Source organism: Candidatus Paceibacterota bacterium (assembly GCA_041661265.1).
In the GTDB taxonomy this organism is placed as follows: domain Bacteria; phylum Patescibacteriota; class Minisyncoccia; order JAHIHE01; family JAGLIN01; genus JBAZUT01.
Genome location: JBAZUT010000007.1, coordinates 21,229 through 40,030, shown reverse-complemented (window position 1 = coordinate 40,030; position 18,802 = coordinate 21,229). Strand labels below are relative to the sequence as shown.

The following is an 18,802-nucleotide window of genomic DNA, read 5'->3' as shown; positions in this document are numbered from 1 at the left end:
AAATAGATGATAATTTCGACCATAATAATTTTTCTGCTGGTTCTGGGAACCATAGTTTTTATTCATGAGCTTGGCCATTTTCTTATGGCGAAACTATACGGGGTCAGGGTTGAAGAGTTCGGATTGGGATTTCCTCCGAAAATCTTCGGATTTAAGAAAGGCGAGACCGAATACACCATAAATTGGGTTCCGCTCGGGGGATTTGTGAAGATCGTGGGCGAAGATGGAGAGGAAAAACATGACCCGAGGAGTTTTTCTTCCAGAAGCATCTTCCAGAGATTCCAGATCATAGCGGCTGGCGTTATTATGAATGTATTCCTTGCTTTCGTGATATTCAGTATTTTGTTCATGGTGGGGTTTCCTCAGGGCATATCCGGAGAAGATATATCTAAATTGAAAAATGCCAGAGATTTTGGTGTTATTGTCGGCGAAGTTACGAAAGATTCCACCGCCTTTAATGATGATTTTAAGCCAGGCGACAAAATCGTAAGCATAGATGGGAAAAATATCCAAAGCGTGAAGGATCTGCAAAGCGCGATCGAGGGGAAAGGGGATCAAAAGGCGGTTATCGTGGTAGCGCGAGGGAAAGAGAATGTGACGAAAGAAATTGTTCCTGTGGAGGATCTGAGTGTTACGATCACTGAAGTTTCAAAAGATTCTCCCGCTTTTGCGGCTGACCTCAGAAAAGATGACAAGATCCTGAGTATAGACGGAACAAATATTTATAGCATACGGGACTTGCAGGTTGTTATTGATGAAAAGAGGGGTGAGAAGGTTGCAATCGTGATAGCAAGGGGAGATGAGAACATGATAAAAGAGGTTGTTCCCAGGAAGGAAACGAATGAGAATGAAGGCGCCTTGGGCGTAGCATTGTCCGAGGGTATGAGTTTGGCTGAAATAGCGGTTTTTTCATACACTCCGCTTGAGGCGATCCAAAAAGGATTCGAATATACGATCCAGATGATGATGGTGATAATAACGGCATTTGTTTTTATAATCATGCAGCTGTTCAAGACGGGCACGACAACGGCTGAAGTTTCGGGTCCCGTCGGCATTATGTCAATGACCCAGCAGGCTGCCGCTATGGGTTTCATGACTGTTCTGAATTTTATCGCGATCATCAGCGTGAATCTTGCGATCATCAATGCGCTTCCATTGCCGGCACTCGACGGAGGGAGGCTGTTATTTTTGATCATAGAAAAGATAAAAGGCTCTCCGCTGAACCAGGAATGGGAGGCGAAGGCGAATAATGTCGGATTTGCCCTTCTGATGCTGCTTATGGTGGTAGTCACGTTCAAAGATATCCTGAGGCTTGATCTTTGGGGGAAAATAACCGGGTTATTCGGATAAAAACACGTCGGTATCTTCACTATTTTTGTTCATTGATGCATTACTTTCGGGTATGTGCATAAAATGAGCGCAAAATGTTTTAAAAAAGCAGAAACCTAGCGAGGTTTCTGATCGAGATATCCTTCTTTGATCGAAATGTTCAACTTGAATCCGACACTTGTCGTTTCACTGGTTGATGCCGCGTAGCCCATATCGTCGAATAATTTGATTATCGGCTGAATGAGATCGACTATCTCGATTTCGGCTTCCGCGATCTCTGCAGAGGTCATCCTGATCTCTTTCTGGATCGTTCCTCCTGGCTTTAGGAGTTCTTTTTTCCCCTGTCTCATAAAATCGACAATGTTGACATTTTCAAGAAGTTTTTCGATACACTTTGCGATTGTTTCATTTTTTTCTTTTGTTTCTTTGTTAAAACTTTCCTTCAACTCTTCTGGTTTCGGTAGTAACATTTCTATACCTCCGTCTATGGAATGTCATCCATTTTAAATGGAAATGAAATTCACATTCCTTTATATCACATAATTAACAATCTGTCAATATTGTTAGACAACTATAATTTATGGCAAGGTCCAACTTGCCTTTATGTACCCTGTTTTATAAATATAAGAATAAAATCTATGCTAAGTAAAATACGGGATAAATTTCAAAAGAATGAGCTAATTGCGAGTATGGCGATTATTGTTTTTTCAATGTTAATATCGTATATTCTCCTATTCAATTTGATGGCGCGCCTTTCCTTTGACATAACAGACCCGTTCATACTCAACGTTTTGACGGGGGCTATACTATTGTTGCCCGGCATCATTTCGGGTGTGACCTATTACCTGATCGCCTCAAAAAGGAAGAAAGCATTTCTGATGTTTATCGTGACGGACGTTCTGTGGTTTATTTGGTTTGCGAAATATGCCGCAGCGTATCTCGAAAATAATTTATAAAACGTATATAAAATATTATGCGACAATCTAAACTTTTTGGAAAGACGACCAAGGAAGTGTCTGCTGATGTCAAATTGGACAGTCACAGGTTATTATATCAGGCCGGATTTATCCGCGAGTCGGTCGCCGGAAGATATTATTTTCTGCCTCTTGGAATGAAGGTCAGGGATAATGTCGTGAGGATCATTGAGGAAGAAATGGATAAAGCGGGTTCTTTGAAAATGATCACTCCCGTTCTGCATCCCATCGAGCTTTGGAAGGAAACAAAAAGGACCGAGTCGGTCGGATTTGAGCTTATGACGGTCAAGGACCGCTCGCAGAACACATTCGTTCTCGGAGGAACGGCTGAAGAGATGATCATTGATCTCGTGAGGAAATTCAATATAAGCTACAAGGATCTTCCGTTCAGCGTTTATCAGTTTTCGCAGAAATTCCGAGACGAGCTTCGCGCAAGAGGCGGCCTTCTTCGCGTGAGGGAATTCCTCATGAAGGACGCATATTCTTTTCACGCCGATGAAGAAGATTTCAAAAAAGAATATCGGAAAATGTGGGAAACTTATGCGAGCATATTCGCCCGGATGGGGCTTGAAACTGTTGTTGTTGAATCCGACAACGGTTATATCGGCGGGGAATATTCGCATGAATTCGTTGTTGAAAGCGATGCGGGCGAGAGCAGGTTTCTGGTGACCGATGACAGGAAATATGCCGCGCATGAAGATGTTGCAAGGTTTATGAAAGAAAATAAGAACTTGGATGAAGCGGAAAAAAAACTTGAGGAAGTGGATGCGGTCCGGGGAAACACAATGGAAGACGGCGTGAATTTGCATAAGCTGCCGTTATTTCTTCAGATAAAAGACGTTCTGTTCGTAGATGACAAGAAACGGTTCATCTTGGCGATCATTCGCGGCGATTATGACGTCAATGAGACCAAGCTGAAGAATCTGACCGAAGCGAACAGTTTGAGGCATGCAACTTCACAGGAGATCAGCGAGCTCGGAAGCGAACCGGGATTCATTTCTCCGGTCGGGATGGACAAGAAAGTTATTATTGTCGCCGATGAGTCCCTGCGCACGATAAAGAACGCTTACGGCGGAGCGAACAGGAAGAACAGGGATCTGTTGAACGTGAACATCGATCGGGACTATAAACCGGCAATCGAAGGTGATATCGCCATGGCGCAAGACGGATTTTTGAGTGCGGACGGGAAGAAGATGAAGGGGGGAAAGGGTATCGAGGTCGGGAATATATTCCAGCTCGGGCACTATTATAGCAAGAGGATGAACTCGACTTTCACCGATAAGGACGGCAAGGGCAAGCTTTATTATATGGGCTGTTATGGAATAGGCGTTGACAGGACCATCGCTACGATCGTTGAGCGTTATCACGATCAAAACGGTATGATCTGGCCGAAATCCGTCGCTCCATTCCAGGTGCATCTTGTGAGGCTTGGAAAAAAAGACGGGTCGGAAAAAGATGCGGACAGAATATACGAAGCTTTACAAAAAGAGGGGATTGAAGTACTATATGATGACCGAGACGAATCCTCCGGAGTGAAGCTGAAGGACGCCGATCTTATCGGAATTCCGCTAAGAATAGTGGTAAGTGAAAAGACCTTGGCGAAGAAAAGCCTGGAAATAAAAGAGCGAAGCAAGAAAGAATTCGAGCTCGTCGAAATCAAAGATTTCATGAAAACCGTAAAGGAAAAAATAGCAGAATAAGAATTTATATACCAAAAAATATGATCAGCAGAATATTCGGATATTTGAGCCATGACATCGGGATAGACCTCGGAACGGCAAACACTCTTGTTTACGTGAAGGGCAAAGGAATAGTCATAAACGAGCCGTCTGTCGTGGCGCTCAACAAAAAAACAGGCAGGATCCTTGCGATCGGAAAAGAAGCGAAGAAAATGGTCGGAAGGACGCCCGCGCATATCATTGCAACCCGCCCGCTAGTGGACGGGGTTGTTTCGGATTTCGAAGTAACGGAGCAAATGCTGAAATATTTCATTGAAAAAGTTCATCAAAAGACTTTTGCATTCATACCTCGCCCGAGAGTCGTGATCGGCGTTCCGTCGGGAGTCACTGAAGTGGAGAAGAAGGCTGTCATTGATGCGGCCATCAGCGCCGGCGCAAGGGAAGCATATCTTATCGAGGAGCCGATGGCGGCTGCGATCGGCGTCAGGATGCCGGTCCAGGAAGCGGCCGGGAACATGATCGTGGATATCGGCGGAGGAACGACGGAAGTTGCAGTGATCTCTCTCGGCGGGATCGTGGCAAGCAGGAGCTTGAGGATCGCCGGCGATGAGCTTAATGAGAATATAATCCAATATTCCCGCGATGAATTCAATCTGTTCCTCGGAGAAAAAACGGCGGAAGACATAAAGATCGCCATAGGTTCCGCATATGCCCAGGAAGAAGGTCTTGAAATGAATATGCGCGGAAGGGATCTTGTGACGGGACTTCCGAAAGAGGTTGCTATCAATGATGCGCATGTGAGAAAAGCGCTCTCGAGGTCGATCAAGATATTGGTTGATAATATCAAGGCAACCATCGAAGAGACGCCTCCCGAGCTTGTTGCTGATATAATGACGCGAGGGATCATTCTTGTCGGCGGAGGAGCCATGCTCAGGGGCCTCGACAAACTTATAAGCGAACAGACAAAAATGCCCGTAAAGATAGCTGATGACCCCCTCACTGCAGTAGCGCGCGGATGCGGCGTTGTTCTTGAGGATATAGAAAAATTGAGAGTGATACTTCTTTCGATGGAAGGAGAAAGGTCTCCTCAATGACCGTAAATATCGGATAATAACGTCAGTATTTTTTGCATATGATGAACGGTTTCAGAAAAATTATCACGACATTCATATTCCTCATAGTAGTTTCTGCGCTACTTGTTTTTTTAGCGGGCGCAAATTATCTCAATAAGCCGAATAGCGCCGTCGCTTCTTTCTATACGCCCATTGCGGGAGCGCTTCAGGGATATTCCAACGATTTGTATGGATTTTTGGATATGATCAGCAGCATCGGAACTTTCAAGGAAGAGAATTCCAGGATAAAAAAAGAAAATTACGAATTGACGCAGAAAATTTCAATGCTGGCGGAAGCGGAAAGGGAAAACGAGATGCTCCGTAAGCAATTGGATTTTTCCGATGAGTTGTGTTCTTCCGGCACCTGTCTGGATTGGATGATGGCGAAAGTGATCGCAAAGAGTCCGAATAGTTTTGAAAAATATGCCATAATAGATATCGGCTCTGATAGCGGAGTAAAGGCAGGCCAGGCGGCCGTATATTCCGGAGGCATGCTTCTTGGCAAGATCACTCAGGTCTATGAAGATACTTCAAGGATATCGCTTCTGACCAGCTCCGAGAGCTCCATAAATGTCATCACTCAGACGTCGCGTTCGAACGGAGTCGTCAAGGGACAATATTCAACGGGTGTGCGTCTTGAAATGATAAATCAGAATGAAGAGCTGAAAGACGGGGAGCTGATCATAACTTCGGGACTCGAAGACGGAATACCGAAAGGGCTTCTCATAGGCAGAGCTTCCAGGATCGAGGAATCCGCGAATAAGATCTTCAAAGAAGCCAATGTTGATCTTTTTCTGGATTTCAACAAGGTTGAAGAGGTTTTTATCGCCAAATAAATGATAAGAAAGAATATAAATAATTATGTTTTTGTTATAGGGGTCATCGCGTTCCTGTTTCTGCAGATGACTTTCATTCCGCAGATGTTCCGGCAAAACATGGTTCCTAATCTTGTGCTGATCGCGCTTATCGCGGGTTCGCTTCTTGCAAGCGACGGCAGTGTACTGTATGCTGCGTTTTTCGCCGGATATATATTCGACATCTATTCCGGAAAATATTTTGGCGCTGTAATGATGAGTTTTGTTATCGCGGTTTTCTCTGTCTCATACATGAACCACTATTTTTTGAAAGAGGCTTTCTCTCTCAGTGTTCTGTTCTCGGCGATCCTTTCCGTGATTTTGTATCATGTTTCATATTATTCCGTCACATACGTTCTGAATTCATACACGCCTGCCGTTGAAGCGGGATCGCTGGCCATGATTGCTGCGTCAGATATTCTGCTGCTTGCGGTGATGCTCTATCTGCTGATATACATTTTCTCATATAATAGGAATGAAAAATAAGTATTATATTAAAAACCTGATAAGGGAGGAGATCGAAATAGAGGACATCATCCTGGATGTATCCAAAGAGAGTTCAGAGAAGATGGAAGATGTGTTCGATGTTTCAAATATCAAATTTCTCGCAAGAGTTTATTTTGTTGCGCTCGCGATATTGATCTTTCAGGCGGTAAATCTTCAGATCATCAGGGGCGGAGATTTTTCCGAAATATCGAAGAATAATTATACCAGAGTGGTCTCTGTGAAGGCGCCGAGGGGGATAGTCTATGACAATAACATGAACCAGATCGTATTTAATATACCCATGTTCGATCTTGTTGCCGTGCCTGTTGATTTTTTAAATGAAAACGAAGAAAAGATCGCGCAGAATCTCGAAAAACTTTCCGTTATATTCGGCATAGATAAAGAAACTTTGGAAAATGAAATAACGAAGAACAGGAAAACATATCAATCTGTCCCGATTGCTCAGAATATAAAAAAAGAGGATGCATTGATACTGGAAGAAAAGATCAAAGATATTGCCGGTATAAAGCTTGAAAAAAGCGCCATAAGGGATTATGTGGACAGCAAGTATTATTCGCACGTAATCGGATATAGCGGTAATATCAATGAGAAAGAATTGAAAGACAGGCAGGATTATCTTTTGAATGATATTATCGGAAAGAACGGCCTTGAGCTTTATTATGAAAAAGAGCTTCGTGGAACATACGGCGAGCAGCTTGTCGAGGTGGATTCCTTCGGAAGGGAAGTGGCGGTGATGAACAAAGAAGATCCGGTTTCGGGACAAAACCTGGTTCTTAATGTTGATTCCGGGCTTCAGAAGAAGGCCTATGACCTCCTGGAGGAAACGATAAAAAAAGTTAAAGTTGACGCCGGGTCGATCGTTGCTATGGATCCGAGAAGCGGTGCGGTTCTGGCGATGGTCAGCTATCCTTCTTATGACGGAAATCTTTTTGCAAATGGCATAAGTGTTTCCGATTACGACAAATTGCGCAACGACAAGTCCAGTCCGCTTCTTAACAGGGCTATCGCAGGGGAATATGCTCCGGGTTCGACATTCAAACTTATGATGGGATCCGCAGCGCTTGAAGAGAGAGTGATATCCCCGACAAGGATAATCGATGACCGGGGAGTTATCTATGTCGGATCGGCTCCGTTTGTAGGTTGGGCTGTCCTGGGATCAGTTGATCTTGTCAGGGCGATTTCCATGTCTTCCAATATATATTTCTATGAAGTCGGAGGCGGTTATGGGGATATCAAGGGTTTGGGGATCAATAAGATAAAAAAATATGCGAATCTTTTCGGCTTGGGAAATACTCTTGGTGTAGATATTATCGGTGAAAGACCGGGACTTATTCCTGATGAAGAATGGAAGCTGAAAGTGAAAAAGGAAAAGTGGTATATAGGAGACACATATCATGTTTCGATCGGACAGGGAGACGTTCTGGCGACGCCCCTTCAGGTTGCGTCATATGTTTCCGTTATTGCAAGCGGCGGAAAGCTCTATAGGCCCCAGATCGTGGACAAGATAATCGATTCCAATGGAATTGACGTGAAAGATATTGAGCCCGAAATGATCAGACAGCATTTCATCAGTCCGGAGAATATTGAGTGGATCCAGAAAGGTATGAGGGAAAATGTCATATCCGGTTCGGGCAGGGAGCTTGCGGATCTTCCTTTCAATGCTGCGGGAAAGACCGGCACCGCGCAATATGCCGGGAACAAGAAAACCCATGCCTGGTATGTGGCATATGCGCCCTATGAAGACCCCGAGATCGTTCTTGCGGTCATTGTCGAAGGAGGTGGAGAGGGACACACCACTTCGGTTCCGATCGCAAACGAGCTGTTAAGATGGTATTTTGAAAATAAAAAAATATAAACATTTTGATGTTTATATTAGTATGTGAAATAGAATATTACTGCCACGATAGTTGAAATTAATGCCAGTATGATGTTTTTTATATATTCTTTCGTAAGATAATCATTTTCCTTCTCTTCCTCTTTAGTTAATGTATTTTTTTCATCCTTGAATGATAAACTTCTTTGATACAAGGTCAGTCTTGCGGCGCCGCTGTTTAATATACAGATCAGTCCGGCACACAGAAGAATTACGATATATATTGCATTTATAATGTCCATAAAACCTCCATAATCTTGTCTTTAATGGCAAGATTAACAACTCATTATGGCACAAGAATATATTTGTCAATATTGGATTTATCGTTCTAACGTTAGATTATATCCGGTAGAGTGGAATAACTATTGACAAAAACGATATTATATTATAAAATATGCAAAGTGCTGTTTTTCTTCTAAAGAAAAACAGATCGTATTAATTATGAGGAGGTGCATTTTCTTTGAACAAAAAAATAAGAGTAATATTGGCGATATCTTTATTGCTAATCGCAGGTTATTCGTGGCATTGGGCGAGTTCAACTGACACGAAAGAACAAAGAGTTTATCTTCTTGACGATAGTGTTGAAAAGATCGCTCAAGCTAAAGGGATCAATCTGATCAGGGTCAACTATCAAACTAACCTTGTATATAGAGGAATAGGAGATAAGATGAGATCGGCGGAGGATCCGGATAATTTCTTTGTATTGATGGAATCTTTTTGCGATTCGAATAAGACCATCACCATGTCGATCAATAGAAATGGCGATCATGTTTACAAGGAATATTGGGCAGATCCTTGCCCCGGTGTTGTATCTCTGCTATACACATATGACGGCGGAGGATATGATTTTAAGGAGATGCAAGATGAAGATTCCAGGATAATCTTTGAAAAACCCATGCCCATGGAAAATTATGCAATTGCCCTAGTTGTAACTTTGATATTTGTGTTTGTGCTGATCTACAAATAGCAGATGGATAAGATAACTACTTCTGAAAGAATATAAATTTTGGAAGTAGTATTTTTTATGTTAGAATAATCTAGGATTGGCTTAAATATTAAATTAAAACATTGGACTTGGATTATAATCATGAACAGATCTGCGAACAAATATTCCATAGGGCTTGCGGAGTTCTGAGCCTTGAGGGCTTCAAATATAAGGCAAAAATAGTCCGCGCAGGAGACGGCTATGTGAGAAGCTACAAGCTTGGCTACACGAATTTGAAGTCGAAGCTGGTGGTCATTGACATATACACGCAAAAAAAGAAAGAGCCGAAAAAATACAGCAGCATCCTTTCCGTGATCGCGCACGAGCTGGCACATCATCAGAAGATGCCCTACAGACAGTTCTATAATTTCAGATGGATAAACAGGATACATTATCCTGAATTTTACGAACAGGTGAAAAAAAATATCGAAAAGTTTAAAAATGATTCCCAGTTAAGGCAGTTTTATGAAGTTTAGATTTCTATGAGCATTGTAATAAAAGGATAAACTATGAAGCAAAAAAATACAGATGATAAAAGCCATAAAGCAAAATTATTTAGTGATTTTATTATTGAATGTCAGTTTATAGAGGAGTTTTTAAGAAATATAATTTTACTTTGTGGAAATGAAATAAGTCTTTCGTTAAATAATAAAAAATCAAAAATATCTTATAATATAACAAAAAAAGAATTAGAAGATTTACCAATGAAAGCGTTAATAAGTAGATTGAATAGATTCAGTCTTGATGGAAAATTGATAAAAAAACTGGACCTATTAAGAAGAATGAGAAATAAAATTGTTCACAAAGAATATATATCTAAAAATAACAATTTAGGAGTTCTTGGGTTAATTAGAGCGTTAAAACATAGCGAAGAGTGTTATGACGATTTAAATAATTTAATAGTAAATGTGTTTGAAAATAAAAAATAATATTTTGTGATGGATAAATATATAGTAACTAAAAACAGAATAGTCATTGTCGGCATGTCGGGCGGAGTCGATTCTTCCGTCGCGGCAACGCTTCTCAAGGAACAAGGATATGAAGTTATCGGGGTTTTTATGCATTTTTGGCATGACGTTGCCGACAAACTTGAAGCGATCGATATGCACATAGAGAACAGATGCTGTTCGCGCGAGGCGGAAGAAAGCGCGAGGAGCGTGGCGCAAAAACTTGGGATAAGGTTCTATTCGCTGAATGTTTCAAAGGAGTTCAAAAAAGCCGTCGTGGATTATTTTCTGTCGGAATACGATTCGGGGCGGACTCCGAATCCGTGCATAGAATGCAATCGCGAGATAAAATTCGGCATTATGATCGACAAAGCAATGGCCATGGGAGCGGATTACGTGGCGACGGGGCACTACGCAATAAATTTAAAATTTAAAATGAAAAATGAAAAATTTAGGTATAAACTTTTAAAGGCGAAAGACGAGAACAAGGATCAGTCGTACTTTTTATATACGTTGACGCAAAAGAAACTTGAACATTGCCTGTTCCCCATAGGAGATTATCAAAAGAGCGAGGTCAGGGAAATTGCGAAACGGTTCGGACTTTCGGTCCATGACAGAAAAGAAAGCCAGGAGATCTGTTTTATCCACACAAAATTCTATGGCGACTTTCTGAAGAAATATCTGACGTTGAAGCCGGGAAAGATTGTCAATGCAAAAGGCCATGTCCTTGGAGATCACAAGGGTCTTCCTCTATATACGATCGGACAGAGACGCGATATCGGGCTCGGCGGAAGCGGTCCATATTATGTTATAGGCTTTGATCGTAGGAAAAACCATCTGATGGTTAGCAATGATCCTCGTGATCCAAAGCTTTATTCAAAAGAGATCATTGCCGAAAAAGTTATTTGGACGTCAGGAAAAACGCCAAAAATGCCCATGAGAATCAAAGCAAAAATAAGATATCGCATGCAGGAAGTTTCTGCGATCGTGGACAAAAAAAGCGGGAAATATCGCGTGAAATTTTCGAAACCTCAGCGCGCGGCAATGCCGGGGCAATCGGTTGTGTTTTATAAGGGAAGAGAAGTTATAGGAGGAGGAGTTATAAAACACTTCAGATGAGTTCGTCTATTTTTTTTGAAATCTCTTTCCATTTCCCGTTCGCCTTTCCCAGTAATATCTTTTTCAACAATTTATTATGGATCAGTGATCCTGTTTTTTATTGACAAAGTAATCTCCGATGCTATCATGTTTGGAACAAAGGTGATCCCAATATGACAATAAAAGAACCCGAGTGCAAAGAAGATCGGATGATGATAGCAGAAATAAAAAGGAAGGCATTAAAAAAAGAACAGCACACTATTGGAGAGATGCAATTTGTGATTTCGCATTACGAATATTTCATTGATTCCGAAGAACTCGAAAGGATAGACAGAGAAACGGAAGCATATGGAAATATCTTGGAAAAATCCTGTGTGCGGGTAAAAAATCCGAGGGCATGGACGAGATAATATGAACGATAGAACCAAGAACGGCCGGAAAGACGAGAACATGCTGGTCGTGATCAAAGATAAAATAAAGAAAAAAATAAAACTGACAGTGGATGAAGCGGTCTATCTTATGAAGCACGCAGGGGACTATCTCAGCGAAGAAGAGATCAGAAAGGTCCAGCGGGAGAGTGAGATGTTCTGCAGGGAATTTATGAGAAAATGCACGAGATTGAAAGATCCAAAGAATTGGAAAAAGACAAAATGAAGGAAATATCCTTCGTTTTTTTTGACATATTCTATCCGGATGTTAAGATTCAGCCATGGAGGCTGATGATGTCATCCGAAGAAAAATCAAAAAATAACGCAAAAAGGGAGACAAATTTTCCGAAAAATGATCCGATAGAAGAGGGCATAAGCGCTCTCGAAGAGCTTTTTATTGAAACGTTTAAGATCGATCCTGCCGACCCGCGGCTGAAAAAGGTCATGGATGGATACAGGGCCTTGGTCAGAAAGGTGAGCGAGATAGACAGAAGAGGGGTATATTATTCGGACGAGATATATATGGTCAAACAAAAAATGAATAAGCATGAATGAGAACCCCGGGTTCTCATTGTTTTTTTAGCCCGGTAAGCCTTTATTTTTTTCAGATATCGGGGTATAATGGGCTTGTTATAAATATTTATCCGATAAAGGCAAATTATGATAACTTCAAGAGAATTAAGGAAGAAGTATATAGATTTCTTTAAGGAAAGGGGGCATACGGAAATACCCTCGGCTTCACTCGTACCCGAAAACGATCCTACCGTGCTTTTCACGACTGCCGGAATGCATCCTCTTGTGCCGTACCTTATGGGTGAGAACCATCCGGCGGGAAAGCGCCTGGTCAATGTTCAGAAATGCGTTCGTACGGGAGATATCGATGACGTCGGAGACAGCACGCACAATACATTTTTTGAAATGCTTGGGAACTGGTCACTGGGAGATTATTTCAAGAATGAATCCATACGATGGAGCTGGGAATTTTTGACGGATAAAAAATGGCTGGGCATCGACCCCGATAGGATCAAAGTTACGGTTTTTGAGGGGGATGCCGATGCTCCGCGAGACGAGGAATCGATCAATATCTGGCAGGAATGCTTCGAAAAATTCAAGATTGCGGGCGAAGTTTATGATAAGGAAAAAAAGAACAGCGGGACTGCGAGGATCTTTCCGCTTCCGAAAGAAGACAATTGGTGGGGACCCGCGGGCATGACCGGACCATGCGGGCCGGATACCGAAATATTCATTGATCTCGGAAAACCGACAAATTTTGAAAAATGTCCTAATGAAAATGAGTGCAAACCCGGGTGCAAATGCGGAAGATATGTCGAGATCTGGAATAATGTTTTCTTGGAATACAACAAGACCGCGGAAGGAAAATTCGTTCCGCTCGCACAGAAGAACGTCGATACGGGGATGGGGATGGAACGGACTTTGGCGATGCTGAATGGATATAACAATGTTTATGAGACGGATGTATTCGTTCCTGTCGCCACTAAAATTAAAGATCTTTCACGGGGTCATTGCGAGGAGGAACGACGAAGCAATCTAGAGATTAGTGACGGGATTGCCGCGCTCCCTTTGGTCGCTCGCAATGACAACAGGGAAATAATATCCATCAGGATCATTGCTGATCATGTCAGAGCGTCGGTATTTATGATCAATGACGGCGTCGTTCCGTCGAATGTGGAAAGGGGATATATTTTGCGCCGGATAATCAGACGCGCGGTCAGGCAAGGAAAAAGCCTAGACCTGCCGGAAAACTTCTTATTGAAGCTTGCGGAGCTTGTTATGAATAATTATAAAGAATTCTATCCCGAGCTCGAGATCAATAAGACCAAGATATTGGACGAGATAAAAAAGGAAGAGGAAAAATTCAGCAATACCCTTGAAAACGGGATCAGGGAACTCAATAAGTTCGTTGAAGAAAAGAAGAATGTCTTTTTTATTAAAAAAGATGAGAATGCCTGGCTTGCTGAAAATTATAAATATTCGGACATTGCAGATGTCGTATTTGATCTTTTTCAGTCATATGGTTTTCCGCTTGAAATGACGCTTGAAGAATTCAGAAATAAAAATATAGAAATTGACAGAGAAAAACTTACGGTTTTATATAATGAAAAGTTGCAAAAGCACCAGGATCTTTCCCGCACGGCATCGGCCGGAAAATTCAAAGGCGGGCTTGCTGATCAGGGAGAGCAGGCGACGAAATATCACACCGCCACGCATCTTATGCTTGAATCGCTGAGGCGGGTTCTCGGGGAGCATGTATTCCAGAAAGGCAGCAATATCACAGCGGAAAGAGTGAGGTTTGACTTCTCACATCAGGACAAACTGACCAAAGAGCAGATCCAAAAAGTAGAGGACATGGTGAATGGCGAGATACAAAAAACCCTTCCGGTTAATATGCGGGAGATGACTTTGGATGAAGCCAAGCGTCTTGGCGCGATGGGCGTGTTCGGATCGAAGTATGGAGAAAGGGTGAAAGTTTACACGATCGGGGACGAAAAAACCGGAATATTTTCCCGGGAGATTTGCGGCGGTCCGCATGTTAAAAATACGTCAGAGATCGGAAAATTCAGGATAAAGAAAGAAGAATCTTCAAGTGCGGGAGTCAGAAGGATAAAAGCGGTTTTGGAATAAAAAAAATCCAATCTCGATCGATTGGCTAATATGGTGTTTGTTTTTTGATTTCCTCGTGAAGAACTTTCATTTTCTTAGCTCTTTCCAGGATCTCGGGGTTCTGGCTTTCTCCCAGCAGGGAATCTATTCCCCGTTCAATAGGGCCGTTGATGCTTCCGAATTCGTTTCTGTCTATTATCAAGATTATCTTGCCTCCGAATACAGTTTAGTTTAAAAATATTATTTGTCAATGGAATATCTTTCCGATCTGCGGCCGTACGGGCCGTTTTTTATAAAAAAAAAACAGCGATAGTTCTGAATCCGCATAATTATTTCAACCGGATCATCTGCAGTTGGCAATAAAAGAAGTACCAAATAAATGGTACTATCGGTTCTTGAGCCTTAGCCTATGGCCGATATTGCCCGTGTCTGGAAGTGTTGTTTGATTATCAACGATTTTGAAACAATGGTGTTTATAACCTCACTCGATTCTGACGCGATGTCCCGTTCTGCTTCCAGCTTGCTTATCCTTTCGGATGTTCTGACGATCTTTCGCAGAGTGTCCTGATTCAGGGCTGCATTTTCGTCTCCCGGAATGCTTTCGTTCACTTCATAGATCTCTGTGCAGATCTCGGTCAATTCTTTCTGTATCTCTTCTCTTACCGTTGCCGAACAGGCGACTTTTTTCAGTTTGATCCTAGAATCATTGAGAAAAGTCTTCAGTTCTTCGGTTTTTATCCCGTTGTTTCCTTTTGCGTGATGCGATTTTAAAATGTTCATGTCTATCCTCTCCTTTCTTAACAGTAATCGTTTTATCGGATTTGTCAAGGATTAAAAAAAACTGACAAAAAGGGTTCGGTCAGTTTGGCTGATGCTGTCTATTGGGCAGCGATCGGTTTTGTTTCTTTGATCTTATTCAGCGATTCAGTGACGATGTCTTCGGTGTGTTTGTCTATAATGGCCGTTACTTCCTTGAACAGGGAATTCATGTCGACTTCCGGCTGTGTGAAATATTTGTCATAGATTGAGGCGATCTCACTGAACATCAGATCTATGTGGCGCTGTTCCGTTTCAAGACGGAAATCTTTGATGGATTCAACCGCCGCTTCTGTCTGGCCTAATTTATCGAGAGTGGATTCTGATGCCATACCATGGAAATCAATATCACCTTTGGGATTGAATCTGCCGTGGAAATATTTTTTCTTGATTATCAGCAATATCGCTTCCCGGAAATCCTTTTCCAGCTTGTCCTTGTTCTCGATCCCGCCCAGTTTCAGTATTTTGTTTATTTTTTCATCCGCTTCCAAGCGAACACCTCCTTAAACGCATTCACATATTCGTTGCCTTTTGAATATCTCCCGAAAAGCAACTCTTGAATATATATTAACCTGGCGAAGATGTCAAATGGAATGCCTGTGCGGACTTTAGCAAAAAAAAGAGTCTATCGGTTTGGACTCGTTTTTTCAATTTATCATTTGATTGCTCGGGATATGGCAGAATTTTTTTCCGGCGAAGGTCCGTTCTCTAAAAAAAGACTCGCTTTTTTGCGAGTTTACGTTCAGTTCCAGTTTTATTCTTATCCTGTATTTTTCGAAAAAAGTATTTTCGATGTTTCTTTTGACTTCCTCCAATTCATATTCTTGGCACATGATCGCGCAATCTTTGACTAGATACACATTTTCGTTTCCATCGATCTTGGGCACGAGGATCGATTTTCCGAACCTGCAATAAAATCCCGTGTTCATGGCTTCGAAGCTTGCGAGCTTTGCAATTATATTGCAGGCAAAACCGAGGTCGTTTTGTTTGAATGACCTCGTTCGCGCTCTGGCCAAGAGGTCTCCGAATTGCACGAATTGCTGAGGAAGCTGGCTCACCAGGTCTGTTTTCGCAAGATGGCGGGGGAATGCCCTGTGGTCTTGGAATCTCCTTACTTTCCTCATTAAAAGCATTTTCTCGCTCCTATGTTGTTAAATGTATAGAAAAGTAATATTATGTCAATAGATATTATAAGCATGGATCTATGGAGGAAATGAAAGAAAAAAATCCGCGTTTTGTAGTTCAGGAGCATCATGCAAGTCATCTTCATTATGACTTCCGTCTTGAGATGCCCGAAAGCGAAAAGGGCGGTAAACTGGTTTTGAAGTCCTGGGCTGTGCCCAAGAACCTTCCGTCGGATATAGGCGTAAAAAGACTTGCGATCCATGTCGAGGATCATGATCCGGAATATATCGATTTTGAAGGAACTATTGAGGAGGGAAGTTATGGCGCGGGCGAAGTTAGTGTCTGGGATAGCGGCACATATGAGCTGAAGGACATAAAATACGGCGAGAACGGAGAAATAAAAGAGATGAGCTTTTCTTTGTCCGGACAAAAGCTGAAAGGAGAATATGCGCTTATCAAAACGAAAGGTTTTGGAAGCGGAAAGGCGAAAGATAACAGCTATTTGATATTCAAAAAGAGGTAAAGTCAATTAGTATTGAAAAAGATATAAAAGTGTGATATAAGATATAGGTTGCATAGTAAGGGTTATAATTTTCAATTTTACAATTATCAATTTTCATTAAATTTACAATTGATTAATTTTCAATGAGGAATTGTTCATTGGACATTAAGATTTGTTCATTTATTAAAAATTATGAGCCATAGACTCATCAGCCTCGGGCTGAGAAATTGTCAGATCCCGGTCGCTTAGCTCAACTGGTTAGAGCATTCGATTCACATTCGAAAGGTTAGTGGTTCGATTCCACTAGCGACCACAGAAAAAGTTAAAATGAAAAAAGTAAAATGGAAAATTAAATAGCAGCTTCAAATGATCGGACGGGAAGTTTATCCGCCTTGGGCGGAGCGTCGGGGCCTGCCTGCTCGCCTTACTCTCGGCATTTTGCGAAGCGGGCCGTATAGGCAGGTATTGAAACCGGACAAGTTGACTTTTCCGGTTTATTCTGTAAAGTGGGCATAGGAGGAAGATCATGCCTTATGTACCAAGTAAAAAAACTGATCACAGATCGAAAGACAGGGAGATCCTTGATGCAGCTGTCGAGGGCCTGGCCAGAGAAGCTGCTGATGAAATAACGAACAATTTATCTCTGATCAAAGTGTATGGGAACATTTTTTTCAGAGTAGCTGACGAACTGGCATATTTGCTGAAGGGTGGCGAAGTCTCGCAGGATCATTCATCTCGTCTCGCCAAAGCGATCTTCGAGGTTGGAGAGGGATATGAATATGAAGGAGCCTATCTTGGAGAATTCAATTATGCTATCACCAGGCTGATCCAGAGAGTTCCACAGATAAAAGTGGAACATAAAGAGTGGAATCAGGAATTTAGGTATTGGCTCTATGCAGTCACAGTCGAAGCTTTGATTCGCGCATCAACTTACGCCCAGAGTCTTAATATCGGCATCAGCGGAGTTTTTGAAGATATAAAGGACGAGTATAAGCGACGCGTTAATACGGCATATGAAGCCGAACAGATCATCAAAAGCGGCGACTGCTATGATGCTCCATATTACACAAAGCTGGTCAAGGTCCTGGACGACGAAGGGAAATTCGTAGGCTATCAGGAGATAATGTTGAAACGAGACCGGGAAACTCTCGGCAAGGACCTGTTGTCCTCTTGCGTGGTCCTGGAAAAAGTCTGACATTTTTGGAAATTGAAATAATAAACAAGAGAGAACGATGTCTCTCTTTTTTTATTTGTCAGCATAGCATTATGCTGATCTTGTTTGTCGCCTCCTTGCCCAGTATTTTGATCGCCCTATTCAGGTCTTCTTTGCTGTCTATCTCCTGATAAAGCACAAGCTTGTGTCCGTCTTTGACGCAGATATCTTCCAGGTTCGGAAAATGTTCTTCCCATCTGCCGGGATTGAGTATCATTCTTGCGATCGCAGATCGCTTTCCGGCCTTATTCTTATAATGTTCTATCATGCTCAGCAGATAATTCGGATCATCCAATGTGCTTTTATTTTTAATCGCATCAATTTCATAGAAAACATTCTTTTTGTTGCCATTAAGCGCGGAAAAATGTTCATTCCAAGTTTTGCCATGAATTTCACAAAGCTTTTTCGGTCCGATGATCTGATCCTGTTTCTTTGTGGGTTTGGGCCTGTCCTTTCGGTTGATTTTTTCTTTCTTCATAATTCACACCTTTCGCATTTCAGCGATGATTGAATGGTATATAATTAACGTTTCTATGTCAAATTGACCCTGCGGATAGAATTTTATCCGCGCACAACGGGAAAATCGCAAAGCGGAGCATTTGACATTTGCGGATATTGATAATATAATGTTCTAGTAAATCAGACAAAACAGACAATTTGAAAGAATGTCGGAATAAAGTCCATTCAGGCTTTGTTTATGTTTTGTTAATATAAAAAATTTAAGTTTAACTTACTAAA

General features: G+C 41.9%; 24 protein-coding genes and 1 tRNA gene. 18 read left to right on the top strand and 7 right to left on the bottom strand.

Going from position 1 to position 18,802, the window contains the following annotated elements:
- Positions 1–6: 6 nt before the first annotated feature.
- On the top strand, positions 7–1,350 hold the full coding sequence (gene rseP, locus WC788_05875) for an RIP metalloprotease RseP (protein MFA6097128.1): 1,344 nt from the start codon (positions 7–9) through the stop codon (positions 1,348–1,350).
- Between the two features lie 95 nt (positions 1,351–1,445).
- On the opposite strand, the gene WC788_05870 is transcribed toward rseP, so the two are convergent.
- Positions 1,446–1,799: a hypothetical protein gene (locus tag WC788_05870; protein MFA6097127.1), complete on the bottom strand. Its 354-nt coding sequence runs from the start codon at positions 1,797–1,799 to the stop codon at positions 1,446–1,448.
- Between the two features lie 168 nt (positions 1,800–1,967).
- On the opposite strand from WC788_05870, the gene WC788_05865 reads away from it, so the two are divergent.
- The 6 genes from WC788_05865 to mrdA are packed head-to-tail and all read left to right on the top strand — an operon-like array spanning position 1,968 to position 8,310.
- Positions 1,968–2,285, top strand: coding sequence for a hypothetical protein (locus WC788_05865; GenBank protein ID MFA6097126.1), 318 nt, complete (start codon positions 1,968–1,970; stop codon positions 2,283–2,285).
- A 17-nt stretch (positions 2,286–2,302) separates the two neighbouring features.
- Complete coding sequence (locus tag WC788_05860) at positions 2,303–4,003, top strand: proline--tRNA ligase (GenBank protein MFA6097125.1); 1,701 nt, start codon at positions 2,303–2,305, stop codon at positions 4,001–4,003.
- A gap of 20 nt (positions 4,004–4,023) precedes the next feature.
- Complete coding sequence (locus tag WC788_05855; GenBank protein MFA6097124.1) at positions 4,024–5,076, top strand: rod shape-determining protein; 1,053 nt, start codon at positions 4,024–4,026, stop codon at positions 5,074–5,076.
- Between the two features lie 38 nt (positions 5,077–5,114).
- On the top strand, positions 5,115–5,930 hold the full coding sequence (mreC, locus tag WC788_05850; GenBank protein MFA6097123.1) for a rod shape-determining protein MreC: 816 nt from the start codon (positions 5,115–5,117) through the stop codon (positions 5,928–5,930).
- On the top strand, positions 5,931–6,434 hold the full coding sequence (gene mreD / locus WC788_05845) for a rod shape-determining protein MreD (protein MFA6097122.1): 504 nt from the start codon (positions 5,931–5,933) through the stop codon (positions 6,432–6,434).
- Positions 6,424–8,310, top strand: a complete 1,887-nt coding sequence (gene mrdA, locus WC788_05840; protein ID MFA6097121.1) for a penicillin-binding protein 2 — start codon at positions 6,424–6,426, stop codon at positions 8,308–8,310. Before mreD ends, mrdA begins: the two co-directional genes overlap by 11 nt.
- Before the next feature lie 17 nt (positions 8,311–8,327).
- On the opposite strand, the gene WC788_05835 is transcribed toward mrdA, so the two are convergent.
- Positions 8,328–8,570, bottom strand: a complete 243-nt coding sequence (locus WC788_05835) for a hypothetical protein (protein MFA6097120.1) — start codon at positions 8,568–8,570, stop codon at positions 8,328–8,330.
- A gap of 218 nt (positions 8,571–8,788) precedes the next feature.
- On the opposite strand from WC788_05835, the gene WC788_05830 reads away from it, so the two are divergent.
- The 8 genes from WC788_05830 to WC788_05795 all read left to right on the top strand — a co-directional run bounded on the left by WC788_05830 (position 8,789) and on the right by WC788_05795 (position 14,429).
- Positions 8,789–9,295 carry a hypothetical protein gene (locus WC788_05830; GenBank protein MFA6097119.1) on the top strand — a complete coding sequence of 169 codons (507 nt, stop codon included), beginning with the start codon at positions 8,789–8,791 and terminating at the stop codon, positions 9,293–9,295.
- A gap of 107 nt (positions 9,296–9,402) precedes the next feature.
- A complete protein-coding gene (locus tag WC788_05825) occupies positions 9,403–9,789 on the top strand; it encodes a hypothetical protein (GenBank protein ID MFA6097118.1) in 387 nt (128 codons plus the stop codon).
- A gap of 33 nt (positions 9,790–9,822) precedes the next feature.
- Positions 9,823–10,242 (top strand): hypothetical protein, encoded by a 420-nt coding sequence (locus tag WC788_05820; GenBank protein MFA6097117.1) that lies wholly within the window; start codon positions 9,823–9,825, stop codon positions 10,240–10,242.
- 9 nt (positions 10,243–10,251) lie between these two features.
- Positions 10,252–11,379 carry a tRNA 2-thiouridine(34) synthase MnmA gene (mnmA, locus tag WC788_05815; GenBank protein MFA6097116.1) on the top strand — a complete coding sequence of 376 codons (1,128 nt, stop codon included), beginning with the start codon at positions 10,252–10,254 and terminating at the stop codon, positions 11,377–11,379.
- 152 nt (positions 11,380–11,531) lie between these two features.
- A complete protein-coding gene (locus WC788_05810) occupies positions 11,532–11,768 on the top strand; it encodes a hypothetical protein (GenBank protein MFA6097115.1) in 237 nt (78 codons plus the stop codon).
- A gap of 1 nt (position 11,769) precedes the next feature.
- On the top strand, positions 11,770–12,012 hold the full coding sequence (locus WC788_05805) for a hypothetical protein (GenBank protein MFA6097114.1): 243 nt from the start codon (positions 11,770–11,772) through the stop codon (positions 12,010–12,012).
- Complete coding sequence (locus tag WC788_05800) at positions 11,967–12,341, top strand: hypothetical protein (GenBank protein ID MFA6097113.1); 375 nt, start codon at positions 11,967–11,969, stop codon at positions 12,339–12,341. The genes WC788_05805 and WC788_05800 overlap by 46 nt, the downstream gene beginning before the upstream one ends.
- 105 nt (positions 12,342–12,446) lie before the next feature.
- Positions 12,447–14,429: an alanine--tRNA ligase gene (locus WC788_05795; GenBank protein ID MFA6097112.1), complete on the top strand. Its 1,983-nt coding sequence runs from the start codon at positions 12,447–12,449 to the stop codon at positions 14,427–14,429.
- A 25-nt stretch (positions 14,430–14,454) separates the two neighbouring features.
- Here the strand turns inward: WC788_05795 and WC788_05790 are convergent, their stop codons facing one another.
- From WC788_05790 to WC788_05775, 4 genes are all read right to left on the bottom strand, one after another.
- On the bottom strand, positions 14,455–14,610 hold the full coding sequence (locus tag WC788_05790) for a hypothetical protein (GenBank protein MFA6097111.1): 156 nt from the start codon (positions 14,608–14,610) through the stop codon (positions 14,455–14,457).
- Between the two features lie 200 nt (positions 14,611–14,810).
- Positions 14,811–15,188: a hypothetical protein gene (locus WC788_05785; GenBank protein MFA6097110.1), complete on the bottom strand. Its 378-nt coding sequence runs from the start codon at positions 15,186–15,188 to the stop codon at positions 14,811–14,813.
- 98 nt (positions 15,189–15,286) lie between these two features.
- Positions 15,287–15,715, bottom strand: a complete 429-nt coding sequence (locus WC788_05780) for a hypothetical protein (protein MFA6097109.1) — start codon at positions 15,713–15,715, stop codon at positions 15,287–15,289.
- Positions 15,716–15,871: 156 nt separating this feature from the next.
- Positions 15,872–16,348: a hypothetical protein gene (locus WC788_05775; protein ID MFA6097108.1), complete on the bottom strand. Its 477-nt coding sequence runs from the start codon at positions 16,346–16,348 to the stop codon at positions 15,872–15,874.
- Between the two features lie 80 nt (positions 16,349–16,428).
- On the opposite strand from WC788_05775, the gene WC788_05770 reads away from it, so the two are divergent.
- The 3 genes from WC788_05770 to WC788_05760 all read left to right on the top strand — a co-directional run bounded on the left by WC788_05770 (position 16,429) and on the right by WC788_05760 (position 18,046).
- Entirely contained in the window at positions 16,429–16,872 is a 444-nt protein-coding gene (locus tag WC788_05770; GenBank protein ID MFA6097107.1) for a DNA polymerase ligase N-terminal domain-containing protein, read from the top strand.
- A 218-nt stretch (positions 16,873–17,090) separates the two neighbouring features.
- A tRNA-Val gene (locus tag WC788_05765) sits at positions 17,091–17,164 on the top strand.
- Positions 17,165–17,377: 213 nt separating this feature from the next.
- The gene (locus tag WC788_05760; GenBank protein MFA6097106.1) at positions 17,378–18,046 is read left to right on the top strand and encodes a hypothetical protein; all 669 of its coding nucleotides are present in this window, start codon (positions 17,378–17,380) and stop codon (positions 18,044–18,046) included.
- Between the two features lie 58 nt (positions 18,047–18,104).
- On the opposite strand, the gene WC788_05755 is transcribed toward WC788_05760, so the two are convergent.
- The gene (locus WC788_05755) at positions 18,105–18,542 is read right to left on the bottom strand and encodes a hypothetical protein (GenBank protein MFA6097105.1); all 438 of its coding nucleotides are present in this window, start codon (positions 18,540–18,542) and stop codon (positions 18,105–18,107) included.
- Positions 18,543–18,802: the final 260 nt, after the last annotated feature.